Consider the following 17,159-nt stretch of genomic DNA (forward strand, 5'->3'; position numbering starts at 1 on the left):
GGGGCCGCGCCCTCGGGACAATCCCGAGGGTGATGGGTATTGGGAGCGATGAGCATCCTTTACGCTTCCATCGTCATGGGCCTGCTGGGCCTGATTTTCGGCAGTTTCATCGCCGCGGTGACCGTGCGCATGCCGAGGGACGAAGAGATCGTCCTCACCCCGTCTCACTGCATGAGCTGCGGCGAGACGCTGAAGCCCTGGCAGCTGGTCCCGGCGATCAGCTGGCTGCTCCAGCGCGGCAAGTGCGTGATGTGCGGGGCGGCGGTGTCGCCGCGCTATATCCTGATCGAGTGCGGGGCGGGGGCCATCGGGGTCTGGGCCGCGCTCTGGGGTTATGACACCGGCTGGCTGACGGTGGGGGCGACGGCGGTGCTGGGGTGGCAGCTCTTGCTGATCGCCCTGATCGACGCCGAGAATTTCTGGCTGCCGGATGAGCTGACCCTGCCATTGATCGGGACGGGGCTGATCGCGACGGCGCTGCTGGCCTGGGGCTGGCCGATCCCGCAGCTGATCGGCGCCGTGGCCGGCTTCGGTCTGCTGTGGCTGCTGGCCGAGGGGTATCGGCGGGTGCGGGGCCGGGAAGGGCTCGGCGGGGGCGATCCGATCCTGTTCGCGGGGGCAGGGGCCTGGGTCGGGTGGACGGGGCTGCCGACGGTGCTGGTGTGGGCCTGCGCGGCAGGGTTCAGCATCGTGCTTACGTTGTTGATTACGCGCAAGAAGGTCGAGATGACCCAGAAGCTGCCGTTCGGAACCTTCCTGGCGATCGGGATCTGGCTGACCTGGCTGTACGGGCCGTTCGGGGGGTGATCTGGACTCCGCTGGACAGAGTCCAGCTTGTCCAATGAGTCCAGGTCGGGGATCGGGACTCCGGAAATTGGAGTCCAGATAGTCCGTAGAGTCTCGTTCGTGATGTCAAAGACCGGTTTCGATCTTCGGCCTGGCACGCCGGTACGTCAGATGCGGACGCCGGTCAGCGCCCCGTGACCAGCTTAACGACGATATGGGCGGTGGTGTCGATGATGGCGTCGGGCGGGGTGTCGCCGCGTCGCATCAGGTCGAAGCCGGCGGCGACCGACTCGACCAGGTTGGCGACCTCGTAGGAGGTCAGGCGCGGGTCAAGGCCGGGCGCGTGGTAGCCGGTGGCGTGGGCCACGGCGATGCGGCGCTCGAGCGACAGGTGGACCCGGCGCAGGCGGCGGATGCGGGCCTCCACGAAGCCGGCCTCCCCCTTGTCGGCCAGCATGTGTTCGATGCGCAGGACCGGGCCGTGGTCGCGCCAGATCAGCAGGACGTCCATGACGTAGGCCCGGGCTGCGCCGAAGGCCTGATCCGCCGACCAGTCGCCTTCGAGGTGCCGGGACAGGGGGGCGAAGTCGACGGCGGCCGCTTCGCACAGGGCCAGAACCGGCTCCTCCACTGTCTTGAAATAGGTGTAGAAATTGGACGGCGACACGCCGGCTTCCAAGGCCACGTCGGCGACCCGGATCTCGCCCAGGTGCTGACGGTCCAGAAGGCGGCGGGTCGCGTCCAGGATCGCAGCGCGCGTCTTTCCGCCCCGCGCGCCGATGCGGTGTCCCAGTTTGTTGATCGCGCGTTCGGCCATGGGGAGTAGGCCCGGAAGGAGGTGGCGCCGGCTGCGGGATTCGAACCCGCGACATCCCGCTCGGACGTCAGCGTCACCGCGTTTCGCACGGTTCGGCATTGGCCGTCAAAATCCCTGCTCCGACGATCCGATGGGCACCTCCGGCGCATTCACAAGACGTTGGACGCGTCACAGTCGGGCTTCGTCTCGCGCCTGGTTTACGGCGGAGGCGGTCGGGAACAGGGTCAAAGAAATTGGAGGCTGACATGCATTCCGGCATTTTCGCGATGGCCGCCGCAGCGGGGCTGACCCTTTTCGTGCTGGGAAATGCGCACGCCGAGACCATCGACGTCGCCCGCTTTCGACAGCTCCGGGCCGAGGGCGTCGCAGCGGCCAGCTCGGGCGATCTGGAGACGGCGGCCGACAGGCTGGGGCAGGCGGCGACGATCATGCCGACCCATACGGGCCTGATTTTGATGCAGGCGAGGGTCGCGGCCGCCGAGGGGCGCGTGCCAGAGGCGGTTGTCTTTCTGTCTCGCTATGCGGACTTCGGCCTGATCGCGGATATCGCAGCCGATCCGCTGTTTGCCGAGGTCGTGGTCGATCCGGGCTTCGCGCCCGTGGCGGAGCGGTTGGGGCGGAACCGGGCGTCGGTGGGCGCGCCGTCGTCCGTGCTCCGGGATAACCAGCTGCACCTGCTGGAGGGGCTGGCGTGGAACAGTGGCGACGACGAACTGCTGGTCTCCAGCATCCGCGACCATACCATCTACCGCATCGACGACGGTCGCCTCGTCTCGTGGCTGCAGCCGGCCCAGCCGCTGGGAATCTATGGGCTCGCGATCGATGAGGGTCGGGATCGGCTGTGGGCCGCGTCGGTCGGATCGCCGGAGTCGGGCGTGACCGAAGCGACGGACATGGGCCGCACCGAACTTCTGGAGATCGAGCTGTCGTCCGGTCGGATCGTGGCGCACCATGCGCCGCCGGCCGCCGCGCGCCGGAATTTCGGCGATGTCGCCGTGGCGCGGGACGGCACAGTCGCGGTGTCCGATTCCACCACGGGCGAGGTCTTCCTGCTGCGTCCGGGCGGGAATGGTCTGGAACCGCTCATCGGTCCGGGCGCCTTCGGTTCGCCGCAGGGGATGGTCTTTTCGTCGGACGCCGGATTGCTGCTGATCGCCGACTATTCGGCCGGGCTCTACCGGATCGACCTGCGCACCCGCGGGGTTGCCCCTGTCACGATGCCGGAAGGACTGACGCTGATTTCGACGGACGGCTTGGCGCTGTCGGACGACGGCGCCGTCTGGCTGGTCCAGAACGGAATCTCACCCAGCCGGCTGATGCGTCTGGAACTGACGCCCGACTGGCGCGGGATCGTCGGGGCGACCGTCGAGGCCGCCAATCTGGACTCGATGGACCAACCGTCGGGTCTGACGATGGGGGCGGACGCAGTGCTGCTGATCCAGCAGAGCCAGTGGGGACGTTTCGACGGGGAGGGGCGGCCTCGCGCGGATCGTGCCGACGCGGCCGTGATCTCGGCCTTGCCGCTGGCGCGGCGGCGACGGTGATCCGCAAGGATGCCTTCAATGCGACGAAGGCGTTCGGTTTGCGACAAAGCGGCGGCGCGGAGCGACGACTCCGTGGCGGTCCGGGGTAGGTTGAATGCCACAGACCGAGGCGAAGGCCATGAAACGCAAAGCGATCATCACCCTTGATTTCGAGTGCCAGGACTTCCTGGAGGCCCGCGTTCGCGAGGCCGAAATCCGTCGCTACGTCGAAGGCCTGCGCGAGACCTTCGCGACGGTCGATCTGAGGGTCACCGAGCGGCGTCCCCGCCTGTCGAAGCGGGCGGAGACCCCGCGCGTCTATCAGGGTCCGCGGCCCGCTGTGAACTGAGCCCTGCCCGCCGCAGCGCCATCCTGGGAGGGAGGACATGCAGACACACCAGCTTCAATCGTCGCCGTCGAAATGGAGCCGCTACTTGCAGCCCGCGCCGAACGTCGAGCCACAGGCGACCGTGCTCCTGCTCGATCAGGATCATGCGCTGCTGGCGGACCTCGGCGGGTTTCTGGAGCGGCAGGGGTTCGAGGTTCTGACCGCCGTGGACGCAGAGGAGGCGCGGTCGCTTCTGAGCGAGCAGGGCGTCGATCTGATGATCGTCGGGTCGTCGCCGACCATGCACGGGCTGCAGCTGTTTCGCGCCCTGATGGCCGAGCATTCGATGCTGACCATCGTGTTGTCGGAGGACGCCGACCTGACCGAGCGGATTCTGGCGCTTGAGGTCGGGGCCGATGACCTGTTGCAGAGACCCTGCAATCATCGGGAATTGCTGGCGCGGATGCGGGCCCTGTTGCGACGCGCGTCGGTGGGGCGGCAAGGCCGGAGTGCGCAGGAGGCGTCCTGGCTGGTGAGTTCGACATTGCGCACCGTGACCCGGCCGGACAGGACCGTGATCTCCCTGACCCCATCGGAATACGCACTGCTGACCGACTTTATGCAGAAGCCGGACGTCCTGATCACCCACGAGAATTCGCGGACGGTTGTGGGCCAGGCGCTGACCAATCCCAGAGGCGCGATGCGGACCAATATCGTCCGGCTGCGGAGGACGCTGGGGGATCACGACGGCTCGGTCGTCATGACCGCCCGAGGCCGGGGCTACTTCTTCGCGCCGCCGCTGATCGAGGTCTAGCCCCGCCCCGAGAGCGCGGCGGTCAGGCGCTGGTCCAGGGCGCGTCCCTTGTCCGTCAGAACGATGTGGCGGGCGCGCCGGTCGTCGGCGTCGCTGAGCAGTTCCACCAGACCATAGGCGGGCGCGAGGGCGCCGGGATCGCCGGGCGACGCCAGCTTGCGGATGCCGCGCGAGACCGTCGAATAGCTCTCGCCGCACTGATGGGCGAGGTCAGCCATCAGCAGGCCCTCGTTGCGCGCGGTGAGCAGGAACATGACGACCTGGTTCAGCCGCATCTCCGGCGCGGTCCGGGTGACGAGGGCCAGGCATGCGAGGAGGCTGGAGCCGGCTGCTCCTGAAGGGGAAAGGTGAACCATGAACGACTTCGGGACTCGCAGGGAACGAACGGCTCCAGCCTAGGACGCGGTTGCCGGGACCCATCGTCCGGATCAGTCGGTTCGCCGCATTGTCACGTCGTTCGTCGCGTTCGAGGGGGCTCCGGCCGCAACCTGTCGGGTGCGCGGCCCGTGCATTGCATATTCGTCGCGCGGAGGCGCCGCTTGGTCGCGGAGCCTTTGATCTCCCCACCGTTTCGTGGCCCTCTGCATCAGCTTCCGGAAGACGACGCCGCCCATGCCGACTGCACCTTCAAAGACGGGCGACCAGAGCCGCTACGAGCGGATGATGATCTATCTGTGCGTGGTGATCTGGGTCGCCCACGGTGTGATCGTGGCGGGCAGGGCGATGTTCCTGGGATACACGAGCGACCCGGGCTCCATGCTGGCGCGCGGCTGCACGACGGCCACGGGGGTGATCATCACCCTGGCCATGCTGGCGCTGCTGCGACGCTACCGAGGCGGAGGCATCCTCGACGAGTTCAGGCGCGCGGCGCTGGCGTCGCTGGTGGCTTGCGCCTTGCAGACGGGATTGAACGAGACCTTCTTCAAACTGTTCTCGGCGTATTACGAGGTCAGGCCGCAGCTCTACCTTTCGCCGTCCGAGTTCATTCCGAGCTACTTCGGCTTCCTGTGGATCTTCATGGCCTGGGCGGCTCTGTATGCGGCCCTGGTCGGGTCCGAGAGCCTGCGCCTGCAGGACAGGGCGATGGCCGATGCGAGAGACGCCGAGCAGCAGGCGCGGCTGGCGGCCCTGCGCTATCAGATCCAGCCGCATTTCCTGTTCAATGCGCTGAACGCGATCTCCGGCCTGATCGGGGAGGGGCGGGCGCGCGAGGCGGACGAGGCCCTGTTGCGGCTGGCCGCCTTCTACAGGCACACCCTGGCCGCCGCGCCGCGCGAGTTCGTCACCCTCGCCGCCGAGGTCGATGCGCAGCGCCTGTATCTATCGATCGAGGAGGTCCGCTTCTCCGACCGGCTGAAGACCAGCATCGTCGTCGATCCGGAGACTGAAGGGGCACTCGTGCCCAGTCTGATCCTTCAGCCGTTCGTCGAGAACGCCATCAAGCACGGACTGGCCTGTTCGGCGGGAACGACGGCGGTGGAGATCCGGGCCGATCGCGAGGGGGATGGTCTGAAACTGACGATCTGCGACGACGCGCGGGCGGAGAGTATTCCCGCCGTGACGGGTCTGGGGCGGAGCCTGCAGAACGTGCGTCAGAGGCTCGACATGATCTACGACGGCGACTTCGACCTGACCTATGGTCCCCGCGCCGAAGGGGGATGGCTGGTGACGTTGAGCCTGCCGTTCGATGTCGAGGCGACCGCATGAAGGTCCTGATCGCGGATGACGAGCCGCTGGCGCTCAAGCGGCTGGAACAGGCCCTGGCCTGTATTCCCGAGGTAGAGATGGTCGGCGCCGTGCGGTCGGGCGGCGAGGCGGAGCGGCTGATCCAGCAGCTTCGCCCGGACGTCGCGATCCTGGATATACAGATGCCCGGTGTGGACGGGGTGACGCTGGTGGAGCGGTTGCAGCCGGCGGATCATATCCCGGAGATCATCTTCCTGACCGCCTTCTCGGAATACGCGGTGCGCGCGTTCGACATTGCGGCGGCCGACTACATCACCAAGCCGTTCGAGTTCGAGCGGCTGCGGGCCGCGGTACGCAGGGCCAAGGGGCGGCTGGAGGCGCGCAGCGCCGACGACCGGTTCGCCCAGCTGCAAAAGCTGGTGGCGGCATCTCAGGACGCGGCGAAGACGGCCCACTACGAGACCGAGATCTGGGTCCGCAAGGCGACGGGTCTGCACCGGCTGGCGCTGGACCAGGTCGACTATGTGGAGGCGCAGGGCGACTACGTCGAACTGCATCTGCAGGCGGCTTCGCACACGCTGCGGGACACGATCAGTTCGCTGGAGCAGCGTCTCGACCCGGCGCGATTCCTGCGCTGCCACCGCTCGGTGATCGTGAACATGGAGCGGGTCCGGGGGCTGAGGCGCCGGACGGGCAAGGGCTATATCCTGACGCTCTCGACCGGCAAGGAGCTGGTCGTGGGGCCGAGCTATGTCGACCAGGTCACCCAGTCGATGAAGATCCAGCGATCGCGCTGAACGCGGGCCGCGCCGGAGCCGCTTCTTTCTGACAGCTTTTTCCGTGGAGACGCAGGCGCGGCGGCGTGCGCGATCACGGCTGCGGCGGGTCTGGCATTCCGAGTTTGAGCAACACAACTCGACTGGAGTGATAGCTGAAGTAAACAATTTGTCATGTGACAAATATTTCTAGTGTGTTCGAACGGTGTCGGCTGTTAGTCAACTTCATGAGAACGATATTCTTCGGTTTCGTGACGAATGATGCGTCGATAGTCTTCCTGCAAATCAGCAACGACTGCATTCGGCAGTGGGCTGGTGCGCATCAACGGCCGGGAGCCGTGCGGAAGTCTCCGCAGATCTCCCGGCGGCTCAGGAGGGCAGGCTTTGAGAACTCACTTCACCCGTCAGCGACTGTTGGCGACGACCATTTTCAGCGGCGCCTTGATGGCCATGACGGCGCCGGCCTTCGCCCAGGACGCCGCGCCGGCGCAGGACGACGAAGCCACGGAGGTCGAGGAAGTCGTCGTCACGGGCTCGCGTATCCGTCGCAATCCGACAAACGCACCGACACCGTTGATCCAGGTGTCGCGCGAAGAGCTGACCTCGACGGGCCTGTCGACCGTCATCGATTATCTGGCCACCATCCCGGCCCTGTCGAACTCGCAGGTTCCCTCGGACACCGTGGGCACCGGGTCTGTCGGCCTTGCGTTCGCCAACCTCCGCTCGCTCGGCGCGGGTCGCACACTGACCCTGGTGGATGGTCGCCGTCACGTCAGTTCGCTCGGCGGATCGCTGGCGGTCGACGTGGACTCCATTCCGCGCCTGTTGATCGAGAACGTCGAGATCATCACCGGCGGCGCTTCGTCGGTCTATGGCGCCGACGCCGTGTCCGGGGTGCTGAACTTCGTCCTCCGCAAGGACTTCGAAGGCCTCGAAATCGATACCCACTATGGCCAGATCAACCAGGACGGCCAGGCCAACAGCCGCATCTCGGCCCTGGCCGGCGTCAACCTGTTCGACGACCGTCTGAACCTCTGGGCCTTCGCGGAATATGAAGACCTGGACGAACTGACCAACGACCACATCGACTGGCTGAGCGCCAACTATGGCCTGGTCGGCACCGACGTCGATCCGGCGGCGGGGCTCGGCCTCGGCCCGCAGACGGATGGCATTGTCGATGCGCGCGTCTATTCGGGCCTGAGATCCCTGCAGCGCGTTCGCTGGAGCGTGGTCAACCTGGCCAACAATCAGCCGGGCAGCCCGCTGAGCGATCCCGACATCCCGTACAACAACTGCACCGGGGCGACCGCCGCCAACTTCATCAACGGCAACTGCACCCTTCCCAACCCGGGCTATTCCTATGTGTTCGACGGCTCCGTCGGTCGGCCCACGGACTTCGGCACCCGTGTGGGCACCGGCCTGTCGCGCCTGCTGACCATCGGCGGCGACGGGGAGGACACGTCGGAGTTCGCCCAGTTCACCTTCTTCCCCGAAGGCTCGGCCACGCGCCTGGCGGCCGGCGCCAACTGGTCGATCACGGACGACATCACGCTTCGGCTCGAAGCCAAGAATGTCCAGGAAGACAACTACGCGATGGGACAGGCGTCGTTCTTCGACGTCTACATCAACGACGGCCGCGCCGCGAACCAGGTCAGCCAGATCGTCAGCGGCTCGCAGTATCACATCCGTCTGAGCGACAACGCCTTCCTGCCCGCCAATGTGCGCACCGCGATCCAGAACAACCGGTTGATCGTCTACACCCAGCCGACGGCGGATGCGCCCAGCGTGCCGACCGGCGCGACCGTCGCCGCGCCCTTCGCGCGCGCCGCCGTGCGCGGCAAGGACCGGTTCCTGAACAACACCCGCGAATTGAGCCGGTTCGTCGGCTCGCTCGAAGGCAGCATCGATCGCGTCGCCTTCGTCGACAACGTCAACTGGGACCTCAGCTACACCTACGGCGAGGTCGAGATTGAATCGTTCTCGACCGCCATCGACACCGAGCGCCAGGCCTATGCGTCCGACGCCGTCTTCGACGTGGCGGGCATCGTCAACAATCGTCCCGGTGAAATCGTCTGCCGGGTGCAACTGCTTCGCGCCCAGAACGTCGCCACGATCGCGGACCAGATCCGCGGCGGCGATCTTCGCAACAACCCGCTGGGCCAGGCGGCGATCAACGAGTGCCGTCCGCTGAACATCTTCGGCAAGGGCAACCAGTCGGAGGCCGCGCTGGCCTATATCGGTCATACCGGCGACCTGGAGGAACACGTCGAACAGGAGCAGGCCCTGGCCTCGGTCTCCGGCGAACTGTGGGACTTCTGGGGCGCCGGCCCGATCGGCGTCGCCGTTGGCGTCGAATACCGTCGCGAGTACACCGAAGGTCTGGGCTACGAGGAAGACAACGTCGGTCGCCTGACCCAGGGTTTCGTGGTCGGCTCCACTCCGGCTTCGCAGTATGAGACCGAAGAGGCCTTCGTCGAACTCTCTCTGCCGCTGTTCCGCGACAGCTGGCTGGGCGAATACGCCGAACTCAGCGGATCGTATCGCTCCTTCGACTACACCACGGTCGGCACCGGCGACGTCTACGGCGTCAACCTGATCTATCGCCCGATCGGCGACGTCATCTTCAAGTCCAGCTTCAACACCGCCTTCCGGGCGCCGAATCTGACCGAGAATTTCGCGACCTTCACGCCGTCGTTCGCGAACTTCGCCTTCACCGATCCCTGCTCGACGGCGAACATCAACGCGCCCGTCAACGCCGCCTTCCGCACCAACCGGATCGCCAACTGCACGGCCCTGGCCGCCGCCCGCAACCTGACCTTCGACTTCGCCGGCGCCACTCCCGGCATCGCGGACGACTTCGATCCGACGCCCCTGGGCTCCGGCTCCGTTCAGGGCGTGTCGGGCGGCAACCCGTTCCTGACGCCTGAGGAATCGGACAGCTTCACCTTCTCGACCGTGTTCCAGCCCCGGATGTTCCCGGACTTCAGCCTGGTGCTGGACTACTACGAGATCGAAATCACCAACGTCATCGCGGCGATCACCCCGATCGTGGCGGCCCAGAACTGCGTCGACGGACCGAGCCTGAACCAGGCCGCCTGCGCCACCATCTTCCGCAACAACCCGAACCTGCCCTTCGCCATCGGCGCGCCGACCGGCGACCCGATCGGAGCCTTCATCCAGGGCTCGATCAACTATGCCAAGCGCACCACCCGCGGTCTGGACTTCACGGCCAACTACCGGCTGGACCTGCAGGAGGCGTTTGGCCTCGACGCGGGCCGTCTGAACTACCGCCTGGCCGGCTCGTGGCTGATCGAGCAGAAGCAGTTCAACAATGCCCAGAACCCGGCCGACTACACGGGCCTGGACAGCACGATCGGCCTGCTGACCGCGACCGCCTATCCGCGCGTTCGCCTGACTTCGGCTCTGACGTACACGCCCGTAGACCGCCTCAGCGTCACCTGGACGGTCGACTGGCAGACGTCGTCGGACAATGCGAGCGGCTTCCGCGCCTATGGCCAGACCGGCAACCCGGACGCTCGCGTGCCGGCCGATATCGCGACGGGCAACTTCGCCCGCCACGACTTCACGGTTCGATACACCGTCAACGACGAGGTCTCCGTCCGCGCCGGCGTGGTCAACGCTTTCGATGCCGAACAGGCCCGCTACCTGGGAACGACGCTCTATCCGAACTTCGACCCCTACGGCACGCGCTTCTTCATCGGGCTCAACTTCCGACCGTTCTGAAACCAGCGGACGGCCAACGGATGGGGCGGCTCGAAAGGGCCGCCCCATTTCCCCTTTTAGTGGAGTTCGAGGTGATGCGCTTCCAGGACCTGATCCATCCAGCGTCCGCCAACGAATTTTTCGACCTGACCTACGACCGTGCGCCTTTCGTGGCTCGCGCCAATCACGGAGCGAGGTCCGGTGTCTTCGGGTGGGCCGCGCTCAACGGCCTGCTGTCCCAGACCGGTCTCTGGACAGCCTCGAGCCTGCGTCTGATGGAGAATGGCGATCCGGTCGCGCCGGAGCTTTACTGCGCCGAAGCGAGGACCCCGCAGGGTTCCGTGCTTCGGCCGGTCGCAGCGCTGGTGAACGTCTTTCTGGCCGATGGGGCCAGTCTGGTCGCCAATGAACTCCAGACCCTGTCGCCGGAGATCGGGGCGCTGGCGCACGACATCGCGCGGACCCTGGCCGCCGACGTCGGGGTGAACGCCTATTGCTCGTTCGGCGGCGTGCAGGCGTTCGGGACCCACTACGACATCCACGACGTTCTGGTCCTGCAGTGCGAGGGCGAGAAGACCTGGCGGCTGTACGAGCGCCAGGCCGACAATCCTGAAGCCTTCCCGTCAGGCTCTCATGCGGAGGTTCGGGCGTGGTTCGAGGCCAACCGGGGGCCGTTGACCCGGGAGCTTACGCTGCGAGCCGGGGACGTCCTCTATCTGCCCCGGGGCTGGTTCCACGACGCAATGACCGAGGGCGAGGCCTCGCTGCACCTGACATTCTCGGCCACGCCGTTGACGGGCCGTGTGATCTTCAAGCTGCTGGAGGCGGCGGCGATGCAGTCCGGCCTGTTCCGGGCCTGGCTGCCTGACGGGGCAGGGAACGGCGAGGTGCTCCAGAGCCATCTGGCGGCACTCGCCGCTCATCTCGGCCGGATTGCCGGCTCTCCGGCGTTCAGGGATGAAGTCCGTATGGCCCAGCAGCGGCTGGTGGGGCGGGCGGCGGAGTATCAGCTGCCGGTGCGGCGACCGCTGACCCTGCTCCGCGCCACGGGACTGCGGGGGCCGGCATTCAGCGGTCCTGTCGCGGTGGCGATGGACTGGGCCTATGCCCAGCCCGGGTTCGCCGTGGAAGAGTTTGTCGCGCGGTTCGACTTCGTGCGGGAGGAGGACCTGCTGGCGGCGCTGAAGTCCGCTCAGGACGGTGGGGCGCTTTCGGCCGTCTGAAGCGTGCGGGCGAAGAAGGCGTCGGCCCGATCGAACACGGTCGACCAGGCTGTCGGCGTCAGCTGATGAGACTCGCCCGGCAGCACGACGGTTTCGACGGACACGCCGCGGCTCTGCAGGATGCGCGCCCAGCGCAGGGTGCGGTGGTCGGGGATGACGTCGTCCAGGCTGGCGCGGATCAGCAGGACCGGCGGACGTCGCACGATGTCGTCGGGCTCCACATTGCCGGCTGAACAGACGCCGACGACCGCGCGGATGTCGGTCCTCTGCACCGCCACTTCGGCGGCCAGATAGCCGCCGCGCGAATAACCCATGGCGCCGAGCCTTTGCGGGTCGACGCCGGGCAAGGCGGCGGTCCAGGCCGTCGCATCGGCCACGGACTGGGCCCACCAGCGGACGTCTTCAGTGCGGGGATCGCCGGTCTCGGTGAACCAGTTGGGCATGGCGACCGTGTAGCCGCGCGCAGACCAGTCGAGGGCATGGGGGTAGAAGGTCGGGACGTCGGACCGCAGGCCCCCGGCGCCGTGAAGAAGCATGATGGCGGCGCCGGAGGCCCGCCCGTCGGTCGAGGGTTCGACGAGCAGGATGGTGCGGTCCTCGCCCCGGGTCCGGAACCTGGCCTGACGCAGGCCCGGCGGCGCAGACTGGGCTCGCGCGCCGCTGATCAGGCCGCCGACGGCGAGGGCGGCGCCGAGTTTCAGGCCCGCGCGACGGCTGATTGTTCCGGGTATCGGAGGGCCCAGGCGCATGGGGCGAGCATCGACGGTGCTGCCGGGGGCGGCAAGCGCGATGCGTCCAACCGGCCCGGATCTGCGACGAACCGGCGGATTGCGACAGGCGGAGTGGTGCCGGCTGCAGGAATCGAACCCGCGACATCCAGTTTACAAAACTGGCGCTCTACCAACTGAGCTAAGCCGGCCCCAGGACCACCGAAGGCGGTGATCAGGCGCGGGGTTTAGCTGGCGCGAGGGCGAGGGCGCAAGCTAACAAACGCCATGCCGAACCCGTCCTATGTCTTGCCCGTGGTCATGCTGGTGCTGTCGAACGTCTTCATGACCTTCGCCTGGTACGGCCATCTGAAGTTCGGGTCCAGGCCGCTGTGGATCGTGGTGATCGTCAGCTGGGGCATCGCCTTCTTCGAATACTGCCTGGCCGTGCCGGCGAACCGGATCGGGCATCAGGTCTATTCGGCGGCCGAACTGAAGACGATGCAGGAGGTGATCACCCTGCTGGTCTTCGCCGTCTTCTCGGTGACGGTGCTGGGCGAGAAGCTGACACTGAACCACGCCTGCGGTTTCGCCCTGATTTTCGCGGGGGCCTGGTTCGTGTTCCGGGGACCGTTCTAGAGGGCGGCTGCGATCCTGGCCGCCGTGGCCTTCAGATCCTCGATATCGGCCATGCCGGCCTGGCCGTGGCCCTTCAGGGGGCGGTCGGCCCAGCGGGGGATGATGTGGAAATGCAGGTGGAAGACGGTCTGACCGCCGGCCTCGCCGTTGAACTGCATGATCGAAAAGCCGTCGGGGGAGAGGGCCTTTTCGACCGCGCGGGCCGTGCGCCGGGTCGCGGCGGCGAGGGTCGTCAGGGTCTCGGGCTCGACCTCCAGCAGGTTGCGGGCGGTAGAGGTCTTTGAGATCACCAGGACGTGCCCCTCGGACTGGGGGAAGACGTCCATGAAGGCGAGGACGGCGTCGTCCTCCCACACCGTGACCCTGGGAATTTCGCCGCGCAGGATTTTGGCGAAGATATTGGACGGGTCGTAGGGGGCATGCAGGGTCATAGGGCTCGACCTAGGCGTAGCGCCTGCGCTTCTCGGCCGAGATCAGCGTGGACCGCACGAAGTCGGCGGGCGGGTCGGTCTCGGCCAGGACGGCTTCCTTGATGGCGCGGGGTTCGCCGAACAGATGCCCCTGACCCATGGAGATGTCGAGCTCGAGGATGTCGACGATCTGGCGTTCGCTCTCGCATTTCTCCGCGATGACCTCGATCCCGTAGCGGCGGGTCAGCTGGGCGAAGTCAGCGGCCTGGATGTCGCGCAGGCTCGGGATCGGCGAGCCGCCGTCGAGGTCGAGGAGTTGTTCGATCAACAGGTCGGCGGAGACCTTCACGAAGCGGACGTCGGAGCGTTGCAGGTCGTTGAAGTCGAGATCCAGCGTCTGGACCTTGTCGATCGAGAAGCGGAAGCCGAGGTCGGCCAGTTTGGCCATGTTGCGCGCCTCGACCGCGCCGCGGGCGTCGAAGGTCGCCTGACCCAGTTCGAAGATCAGGGCCTGGTTCAGGTCGCGGTTCTCGGACAGGAACTCGAGGAACTGCGGGAAGAAGGTCTCGTCGCCGAGGGACGACAGGGCGACGTTGCAGAAGACGCCGACCTTGCGATCCTGCCGCGCCAGCCGGCGAACGATCTGGGCGCAACGGAACAGCAGCAGGTTGTCGATGGCGGGGACCAGACCCTCGCCCTCGGCGATGGACAGATACTCGGCCGGCATCATCACCCGGTCGGTCGAATCGCGCAGGCGGGTGAAGCTCTCGTAGAAGACCGTGCGGCGCTGGGGCAGGGTGACGACCGGCTGCAGGTACAGGTCGACGCGGTTCTCGGAGAGGGCGTCGTGGACGGTCTTGAGCAGCAGGTTCGACTGGTGGTGACGGCGGGCCTCGGCGCTGTCGGGGGCGACCATCGGCGCGACCTTCAGCCGCTCGTCGATCGAGACGCTCATCTGCTGGATCAGATCCTCCAGCATGCGGACTTCGCCGGTCAGTTCGTCGGTGCGGGTCAGGGCGCCGGCCTCGATGGCGGTGGCCAGGTCGCCGAGCGCGGTCTGGGTCTGCTCCATGGCGTCGGCGAGCAGGCGGTGGGCTTCCCGGACCTGACCGATCTCGGCGCGCAGGGCCTTGCGTTCACCGATCCCGGTGAAGATGGCGTGGACCGCCGTCAGGACGCCGAGAACGCCGAGCGTCGCTGCCACGCCCGGACCGATGCCGAGGCCCGCGCGCCACAGGAAGGCGCCGACCGTCATCGCCAGGAAGACGTAGCCGAAGAACAGAAAACCGTTGGTCAGTGCGCGCATGGGAACGGTGAAGTCCGACTTCCCGGATGGAATCGTCCGAGTATCGGGGTATCAGGACGAAACAGCTAGGGTGTGGTCGAAGAAACCACGCCGGAAACAGGGGATACGCATGGAATTGTTCGATCTGACCGGCAAGGTCGCCGTCATCACCGGTTCGTCCAAGGGTATCGGCAAGGCGATCGCCGAACGGATGGCCGAGCATGGGGCGAAAGTCGTCATCTCCTCGCGCAAGGCCGGGCCGTGCGACGAGGTCGCTAACGAGATCAACGGCAAGTACGGCGAAGGCCGGGCCATGGCCATTCCGGCCAATATCGCCTCGAAGGAAGACCTGCAGAGGCTGGTCGACGAGACCAACGCCGCCTGGGGCAAGATCGACATCCTGGTCTGCAACGCCGCGTCCAACCCCTATGCCGGGCCGATGGCGGGGATCGCCGACGAGCAGTTCGAGAAGATCTTCCACAACAATGTGCTGGCCAACCACTGGCTGACCCAGATGGTCGCGCCGCAGATGCTAGAACGCAAGGACGGGGCGATCGTGATCATCTCGTCCATCGGCGGCCTGCGCGGTAACGCCCTGATCGGCGCCTACAACGTGTCGAAGGCTGCGGACATGCAGCTGGCGCGGAACCTGGCCGTGGAGTGGGGGCCGTCGAACGTGCGGGTCAACTGCATCGCGCCCGGCCTGATCCAGACCGACTTCGCCCGCTATCTGTGGGAGAACGAGGAGGTGCTGAAGGTCACGGTCGAGCCGAACCCGATGAAGCGGATCGGCCAGCCGGACGAGATCGCGGGCACGGCCGTCTATCTGTGCTCGAAGGCGGGATCTTATGTGAACGGCCAGACCCTGGTGGTGGACGGCGGGCTGACGATTGCCTGGTGAGGACGCCAGGATCCCGGGCCTGCGCCAGGATCTGATCTGGCGGCTGGAGGCGGCTGCGTTCGCCGGATTTATCGGCCTGATGCGGCTGATCGGGCTGGAAGCGGCGTCCAACTTCGGCGGCCGGGTGCTGAAAACGCTCGGTCCCATCACGGGCACGCAGAAGACAGTGCTGCGCAACCTGCGTATCGCCTTCCCTGACATGGGGGAGGACGAACGTCGGCGGCTGGCCCTGGCGCAGTGGGAGCAGACCGGCCGGACCTTCGCCGAGACGGCCGTGATGGACAAACTGACCCCGGCGTCGGGGCGGATCGACATCGTCGGGGCCGAGCGGCTGGAGGCCATCCGGGCATCCGGCAAGCCGGTGGTGTTTGTCTCCGGCCATCTGGCGAATATCGAGACGATGGCGGCGGTGCTCGTGGCCTCGGGCGTGCCGGTGCAGGTCACCTACCGCGCGGCCAACAACCCCTATGTCGACGCCCAGATCATCGCGGCGCGCGCGCGCTACGGCATCAAACTGTTCGCGCCCAAGGGCGGGGACGGCGCACGCGAGCTGCTGGCCGGGATGGCGCGGGGCGAAAGCGTCGCCCTGATGAACGACCAGAAATTCTCGGAAGGGCCGGAGGTGATCTTCTTCGGTCAGCCGGTCAACGCGGCGCCGGGGCCGAGCCGGCTGGCGCTGCGTTTCGGCACGGTGCTGCAGCCGATGTCGGTGGTGCGGCTGCCCGGCGTGCGGTTCCGGGTCACCGCGCACGAGCCGATCGAGCTGGCGAAGACCGGTGACCGGACGGGTGACATCGCTCGCGGCGTGCAGGCGATCACGCGCTTCATCGAGGAGAGGGTGCGCGAGCATCCGGTGGACTGGTTCTGGGTCCACAAGCGTTGGCCGGACCGGGTCTACAAGGCGCTGGAGCAGGACGCCTGAGCGATCAGGCCTTGCCGGCGCCCTCGATGTCGGTCGACGCGGTTTCCGCCACGTCGGTCGAACGACGGCGCGGACCCTTGTAGCTCGCAACACTCGATGTCCGCCGACGGTCCGGGCCGAAATAGTCGTCGGTCTTCACGAACGGGCGCGGACGCATGATGACCGCCTGGATGCGGTCGAAGACGGCCTTGGCGGTGATCGGCTTGACCACGAACTCGGTCACGCCGGCGTCGCGGGCCTCGACCACGCGGTGCTTTTCCGAATGGCCGGTCATCATGATGATCGGCAGGTAGGGGTTGGCGCTGTCGGGGCTGTTGCGGACCAGGCGGGTGAACTCGACGCCGTCCAGCGGGAACATGTTGAAGTCGACAATGGCCAGATCGACCTGGTGATCGCGCACGACGTCGAGCGCCATCGCGCCGTCCGACACCTCGCGGATGTTGCGGATGCCGGCGGACTGCAGGATGGCGGACGTGATGGCTCTCATGTGCTGGTTATCGTCGACCAGCAGAATGTTGAGCGATTGAAGGGCAGACATTTGGTGACAGTTCGACGCCGCCCCTACGGCGGTCTAATCGGCGATTCTACGGGCAAAGCGCGGCAAGGTCCACGCAGATCA

Annotated in this window: 17 protein-coding genes and 1 tRNA gene; 11 read left to right on the forward strand and 7 right to left on the reverse strand. The window is 66.7% G+C overall.

The features are described from left to right. Nucleotides 1-48: 48 nt before the first annotated feature. Nucleotides 49-807, forward strand: a complete 759-nt coding sequence (locus tag ACW17Y_RS06645) for a prepilin peptidase (protein ID WP_492037978.1) — start codon at nt 49-51, stop codon at nt 805-807. Between the two features lie 163 nt (nt 808-970). Here ACW17Y_RS06645 and ACW17Y_RS06650 read toward each other — a convergent pair whose 3' ends face one another. After that, nucleotides 971-1,603, reverse strand: coding sequence for a TetR/AcrR family transcriptional regulator (locus ACW17Y_RS06650; protein WP_492037979.1), 633 nt, complete (start codon nt 1,601-1,603; stop codon nt 971-973). A 245-nt stretch (nt 1,604-1,848) separates the two neighbouring features. Here ACW17Y_RS06650 and ACW17Y_RS06655 point away from each other — a divergent pair, with 245 nt between their 5' ends. The 3 genes from ACW17Y_RS06655 (at nt 1,849) to ACW17Y_RS06665 (ending at nt 4,268) form a co-directional block, all read left to right on the forward strand. Beyond that, the gene (locus tag ACW17Y_RS06655; protein WP_492037980.1) at nt 1,849-3,147 is read left to right on the forward strand and encodes an SMP-30/gluconolactonase/LRE family protein; all 1,299 of its coding nucleotides are present in this window, start codon (nt 1,849-1,851) and stop codon (nt 3,145-3,147) included. Between the two features lie 118 nt (nt 3,148-3,265). After that, nucleotides 3,266-3,475: a hypothetical protein gene (locus ACW17Y_RS06660; protein WP_492037981.1), complete on the forward strand. Its 210-nt coding sequence runs from the start codon at nt 3,266-3,268 to the stop codon at nt 3,473-3,475. A gap of 37 nt (nt 3,476-3,512) precedes the next feature. Next, nucleotides 3,513-4,268: a response regulator transcription factor gene (locus ACW17Y_RS06665; RefSeq protein WP_492037982.1), complete on the forward strand. Its 756-nt coding sequence runs from the start codon at nt 3,513-3,515 to the stop codon at nt 4,266-4,268. Here the strand turns inward: ACW17Y_RS06665 and ACW17Y_RS06670 are convergent. Beyond that, a complete protein-coding gene (locus ACW17Y_RS06670; protein WP_492037983.1) occupies nt 4,265-4,624 on the reverse strand; it encodes a MarR family winged helix-turn-helix transcriptional regulator in 360 nt (119 codons plus the stop codon). The two genes, ACW17Y_RS06665 and ACW17Y_RS06670, sit on opposite strands and share 4 nt — an antisense overlap. 256 nt (nt 4,625-4,880) lie before the next feature. On the opposite strand from ACW17Y_RS06670, the gene ACW17Y_RS06675 reads away from it, so the two are divergent. The 4 genes from ACW17Y_RS06675 to ACW17Y_RS06690 all read left to right on the forward strand — a co-directional run bounded on the left by ACW17Y_RS06675 (nt 4,881) and on the right by ACW17Y_RS06690 (nt 11,676). Beyond that, the gene (locus tag ACW17Y_RS06675) at nt 4,881-5,975 is read left to right on the forward strand and encodes a sensor histidine kinase (RefSeq protein ID WP_492037984.1); all 1,095 of its coding nucleotides are present in this window, start codon (nt 4,881-4,883) and stop codon (nt 5,973-5,975) included. After that, nucleotides 5,972-6,751: a LytR/AlgR family response regulator transcription factor gene (locus ACW17Y_RS06680; RefSeq protein WP_492037985.1), complete on the forward strand. Its 780-nt coding sequence runs from the start codon at nt 5,972-5,974 to the stop codon at nt 6,749-6,751. The genes ACW17Y_RS06675 and ACW17Y_RS06680 overlap by 4 nt, the downstream gene beginning before the upstream one ends. Nucleotides 6,752-7,144: 393 nt before the next feature. After that, nucleotides 7,145-10,474 (forward strand): TonB-dependent receptor domain-containing protein, encoded by a 3,330-nt coding sequence (locus tag ACW17Y_RS06685; protein ID WP_492037986.1) that lies wholly within the window; start codon nt 7,145-7,147, stop codon nt 10,472-10,474. A 74-nt stretch (nt 10,475-10,548) separates the two neighbouring features. After that, on the forward strand, nt 10,549-11,676 hold the full coding sequence (locus ACW17Y_RS06690; protein ID WP_492037987.1) for a JmjC domain-containing protein: 1,128 nt from the start codon (nt 10,549-10,551) through the stop codon (nt 11,674-11,676). On the opposite strand, the gene ACW17Y_RS06695 is transcribed toward ACW17Y_RS06690, so the two are convergent. Both ACW17Y_RS06695 and ACW17Y_RS06700 read right to left on the reverse strand, forming a co-directional pair. Next, nucleotides 11,646-12,425, reverse strand: coding sequence for an alpha/beta hydrolase family protein (locus ACW17Y_RS06695; protein ID WP_492037988.1), 780 nt, complete (start codon nt 12,423-12,425; stop codon nt 11,646-11,648). The genes ACW17Y_RS06690 and ACW17Y_RS06695 overlap by 31 nt on opposite strands. A 94-nt stretch (nt 12,426-12,519) precedes the next feature. Then, nucleotides 12,520-12,595 (reverse strand) — tRNA-Thr (locus ACW17Y_RS06700). A gap of 76 nt (nt 12,596-12,671) precedes the next feature. On the opposite strand from ACW17Y_RS06700, the gene ACW17Y_RS06705 reads away from it, so the two are divergent. Then, the gene (locus ACW17Y_RS06705; RefSeq protein WP_492037989.1) at nt 12,672-13,022 is read left to right on the forward strand and encodes a DMT family protein; all 351 of its coding nucleotides are present in this window, start codon (nt 12,672-12,674) and stop codon (nt 13,020-13,022) included. Here the strand turns inward: ACW17Y_RS06705 and ACW17Y_RS06710 are convergent. Beyond that, the gene (locus ACW17Y_RS06710) at nt 13,019-13,453 is read right to left on the reverse strand and encodes an HIT domain-containing protein (RefSeq protein ID WP_492037990.1); all 435 of its coding nucleotides are present in this window, start codon (nt 13,451-13,453) and stop codon (nt 13,019-13,021) included. The genes ACW17Y_RS06705 and ACW17Y_RS06710 overlap by 4 nt on opposite strands. Nucleotides 13,454-13,463: 10 nt before the next feature. Next, entirely contained in the window at nt 13,464-14,738 is a 1,275-nt protein-coding gene (tipF, locus tag ACW17Y_RS06715; RefSeq protein WP_492037991.1) for a flagella assembly cyclic-di-GMP phosphodiesterase TipF, read from the reverse strand. A 109-nt stretch (nt 14,739-14,847) separates the two neighbouring features. Here tipF and ACW17Y_RS06720 point away from each other — a divergent pair, with 109 nt between their 5' ends. After that, nucleotides 14,848-15,618, forward strand: a complete 771-nt coding sequence (locus ACW17Y_RS06720) for an SDR family NAD(P)-dependent oxidoreductase (RefSeq protein ID WP_492037992.1) — start codon at nt 14,848-14,850, stop codon at nt 15,616-15,618. A 79-nt stretch (nt 15,619-15,697) separates the two neighbouring features. Then, nucleotides 15,698-16,540, forward strand: a complete 843-nt coding sequence (locus tag ACW17Y_RS06725; RefSeq protein WP_492038252.1) for a lysophospholipid acyltransferase family protein — start codon at nt 15,698-15,700, stop codon at nt 16,538-16,540. Between the two features lie 4 nt (nt 16,541-16,544). On the opposite strand, the gene ACW17Y_RS06730 is transcribed toward ACW17Y_RS06725, so the two are convergent. Beyond that, a complete protein-coding gene (locus ACW17Y_RS06730) occupies nt 16,545-17,078 on the reverse strand; it encodes a response regulator (RefSeq protein WP_492037993.1) in 534 nt (177 codons plus the stop codon). Nucleotides 17,079-17,159 lie beyond the last annotated feature (81 nt).

Source organism: Brevundimonas sp. AVps7, assembly GCF_058681545.1.